The sequence below is a fragment of the Ramlibacter sp. genome, assembly GCF_035706265.1.
In the GTDB taxonomy this organism is placed as follows: Bacteria; Pseudomonadota; Gammaproteobacteria; order Burkholderiales; family Burkholderiaceae_C; genus Ramlibacter.
The window spans coordinates 1-3,326 of record NZ_DASSVG010000604.1; the positions used below are offsets into that span (position 1 = coordinate 1).

General features: G+C 70.0%; 4 protein-coding genes. 2 read left to right on the top strand and 2 right to left on the bottom strand.

The genetic code is table 11. The annotated features are described in order from the left end of the window. Positions 1-1,374 (bottom strand): sensor histidine kinase (locus VFM98_RS21505; RefSeq protein ID WP_325111934.1); only part of this gene is annotated, 1,374 nt, incomplete at its 3' end. Between the two features lie 148 nt (positions 1,375-1,522). Continuing rightward, positions 1,523-2,254 carry a two-component system response regulator OmpR gene (gene ompR, locus VFM98_RS21510; RefSeq protein WP_201676336.1) on the bottom strand — a complete coding sequence of 244 codons (732 nt, stop codon included), beginning with the start codon at positions 2,252-2,254 and terminating at the stop codon, positions 1,523-1,525. A gap of 165 nt (positions 2,255-2,419) precedes the next feature. On the opposite strand from ompR, the gene VFM98_RS21515 reads away from it, so the two are divergent. Together VFM98_RS21515 and VFM98_RS21520 are read left to right on the top strand one after the other, a co-directional pair. Continuing rightward, complete coding sequence (locus tag VFM98_RS21515) at positions 2,420-2,695, top strand: hypothetical protein (RefSeq protein WP_325111935.1); 276 nt, start codon at positions 2,420-2,422, stop codon at positions 2,693-2,695. Next, a partial coding sequence (locus tag VFM98_RS21520) for an SIMPL domain-containing protein (protein ID WP_325111936.1) occupies positions 2,692-3,326 on the top strand: 635 nt, incomplete at its 3' end. The genes VFM98_RS21515 and VFM98_RS21520, both read left to right, overlap by 4 nt.

The window sequence follows — 3,326 nt, forward strand, 5'->3', positions numbered from 1 at the left end:
CAGCTTGATGTGCGCGGCCAGCCCGCCCGAGCTGGTGTTGGAGAGCGCGAAGATGCCGCCCATGCGCTGCACCGTCTTGTCGACGATCGCCAGGCCGAGGCCGGCGCCGGTGGCGGCCGTTCGGGCCGCATCGCCGCGGAAGAAGGGCTTCACGAGGTTCGGCAATGCATCGGGCGCCACGCCCATGCCGTGGTCGCGCACCTTCAGCAGCACCCATTCGTTGCGCGCCTTGGCGGCGATGTCCACCACGGCGATGCCGGTTTCGGGCGTCTTGCCGTAGCGGCGCGCGTTCTCCAGCAGGTTGGCGATCACGCGCGCCAGCTCCACCTCGTCGGCCAGCACCTGCAGGCCCTTGGGCATGTCGAGGTTGACGCGGATGTCGCCGTGGTCCTCGATCGCGTACATGCAGGCCTCGATCACGTCGTTGAGCACCACGGGCTTGAGCTCCGCGTGGTCCGGCCGGGCGTAGTCCAGGAACTTGTCGATGATCGCGTCGAGCTGGTCGATGTCGGCGGCCATGTGCTCGCGCGCATCCGGGTCCACCACGCTCATCTCGGTTTCCAGCCGCAGGCGCGCCAGCGGCGTGCGCAGGTCGTGCGAGATGCCGGCCAGCATGACGGCGCGGTCCTGCTCGATCTTGGCGAGCTGCTGCGCCATGCGGTTGAAGCCGATGTTCACCTCGCGGATCTCGCTGGTGACGGCCTTCTCGTCGAGGCGGCTGGCGTCGAAATCGCCGTCGCGCACCCGGCTGGCGGCGAAGGACAGCTGCTTGAGCGGCCGGTTGATCAGCCGCGCGATCACCGCGGCGCCGGCCAGCGACAGGGCCGCCGCCGTGATCAGCCAGACCAGCCAGGTCTTGCCCCCCACCTGCGAGAAGCGGGTGCGGTCCAGCAGCATCCAGTAGTCGTCCTTGTCGATCTTGAAGCCGATCCACAGGCCTTCTTCGCCGTTGACGTTGCTGGCCATGAGGGTGCCGCTGCCCAGGCGGTTGAGCAGCTCGTCGAGGATGCGGCGGTCCATCGCGCTGGCCGACAGCGGGGCGAACTTGTCCTTGGGCTCGCGCGGCAGGATGCGCACGCCTTCCTGGTCGGCCAGGGTCTTGATCAGGGAGACGCGGGCGATCGGGTCGGCGTGGACCAGGGCGGCGCGGCTGAGGTTCACCAGCGAGGCGATCTGCTGCGCCGTCTGCACCGCGCGCGGCTCGAACTCCAGCGCCCGGAAGGTCTGCAGCCAGGCGACGATGGAGCCCACCAGCAGCAGCGACAGCAGGAAGAAGGTGCGCCAGAACAGCGACAGGCCGACGCGCGGCCGCATCTCCAGCGGAGCCGGCGCGGTTTCCAGCGGGGCGGGGCTGGTTTGCTCTTGATGTTGCATGACGGCGCGGATCATGGGGGCGGACGAAGGAAGGACGAACGACTGGCGCTGATCAGCAGCCCATTGTGGGGCCCGAGAGCGACTTTGTCATTCCTCCTTCCGGCGCAGCCGTGGCTTTTGTCATGCCCGTGCCGCCTGCGGCGGGGAATCAGCCCGCGCCGTCCGGCACGAAGACGTAGCCGACCCCCCACACCGTCTGGATGTAGCGGGGCGAGGCCGGGTCGGCCTCGATCAGCTTGCGCAGGCGCGAGACCTGCACGTCGAGGCTGCGGTCGAAGGGCTCGAACTCGCGGCCGCGGGCCAGCTGCGCCAGCTTCTCGCGCGACAGCGGCTGGCGCGGGTGGCGCACCAGCGCCTTGAGCATCGCGAATTCGCCCGTGGTGAGGGGCAGCTCCTCGCCGTTCTTGCGCAGGGTGCGGGCACCCAGGTCGAAGGCGAAGGGCCCGAAGGTCACCACCTCGTTGTCGGAAGAGGGCGCGCCCGGCGCCTCCTGCGCGGGGCGGCGGCGCAGCACGGCGTGCACGCGCGCCAGCAGTTCGCGCGGGTTGAACGGCTTGCCGAGGTAGTCGTCGGCGCCGACTTCCAGGCCCACGATGCGGTCGACGTCCTCGCCCTTGGCCGTGAGCATGATGATGGGGGTGCGGTCGTTGGCGGCGCGCAGGCGCCGGCAGATGGACAGGCCGTCCTCGCCCGGCATCATCAGATCGAGCACGATCAGGTCCGCCGTCTCGCGCAGCATCAGCCGGTTGAGCGCCTTGCCGTCCTCGGCGAGGATCACCTCGAAGCCTTCCTGCGTGAGGTAGCGGCGAAGCAGGTCGCGGATGCGCGCGTCGTCGTCGACGACGAGGATCTTGTCGGTCCGTGCTGCAGCTTGCGTCATGGTTCTCCAGAGCCCTATTTGTAACAGCGCCGATTTTGCGGGTCAGCCGGGCCGTTTTCCCGTTTTCCCCAGTGCGCTTTTCACAGTGTTACAGATATTGCTCCACCCCTGTCGGCTTGACAAGCTGTATATGAAACCGTGGCAAGCGCGCGTGTTCTACCCGGCATGAAGCTGTTCGCCGCCCTCGCGGTCGTGGCCGCCCTGGGTGCCGCCGCGGCCGCGCCACCCCCGCCCGCACCGGTGCCGTCGCCGGTGCCGGTGCAGGACGAGGCGCCGGCGGCCGAACCCGGCCTGCGCGAGGCAGTGCAGAATTTCCTGCGGCTGGAGCCGAGCGCGCCGCCGTGGCACCTGAGCCCGGAAGAGCGCGCCGAGCTGCGCCGCCAGTTGAACGACTACGGGCACCCGCCTGCGGAGCCGCCCGTCCCACCGGAGAACCGATGACCCCAGCTTCCCGCCTGCTGGCGGCCTGCACCCTGGCGCTTGCCGCCGCGGGCGCATCCGCCCAGACCCTGCCGCCGCCCCAGAACGTCCTGCAGCTGCAGGCCAGCGGCACCGTCGAGGTCCAGCAGGACCTGCTCATGATGACGCTGACCACCTCGCGCGACGGCACCGATCCGTCCGCGGTGCAGACCCAGCTCAAGGCCGCCCTGGATGCCGCGCTGGCCGAGGCCAAGCGCAACGCACAACCGGGGCAGATGGACGTGCGCACCGGGAATTTCGCCCTCTACCCGCGCCACAACCGCGACGGCCGCATCAGCGGCTGGACGGGCACGACCGAACTGATCCTCGAAGGGCGCGACTTCCCCCGCATCACCCAGACCGCGGGCCGCATCAACACCATGACCCTGGGCGGCGTGAGCTTCGGCCTCAGCCGCGAGCAGCGGGCCAAGGTGGAAACCGAGGCCCAGGCGCAGGCCATCCAGCGCTTCAAGGACCGCGCCGCGGAACTGGCGCGCGGCTTCGGCTTCAGCGGCTACACCCTGCGCGAGGTGGCGGTGAACAGCAACGAACCGGGCTTCGCGCCGCGCATGCGGATGATGGCGGCGGAGGCGCGCGCGCCCGCGCCCGACGC

Bases quoted from the DNA above. Each gene is read 5' to 3' on its own strand.
- ompR (WP_201676336.1), bottom strand. From the start codon at position 2,254: ATGACGCAAGCTGCAGCACGGACCGACAAGATCCTCGTCGTCGACGAC.
- VFM98_RS21515 (WP_325111935.1), top strand. From the start codon at position 2,420: ATGAAGCTGTTCGCCGCCCTCGCGGTCGTGGCCGCCCTGGGTGCCGCC.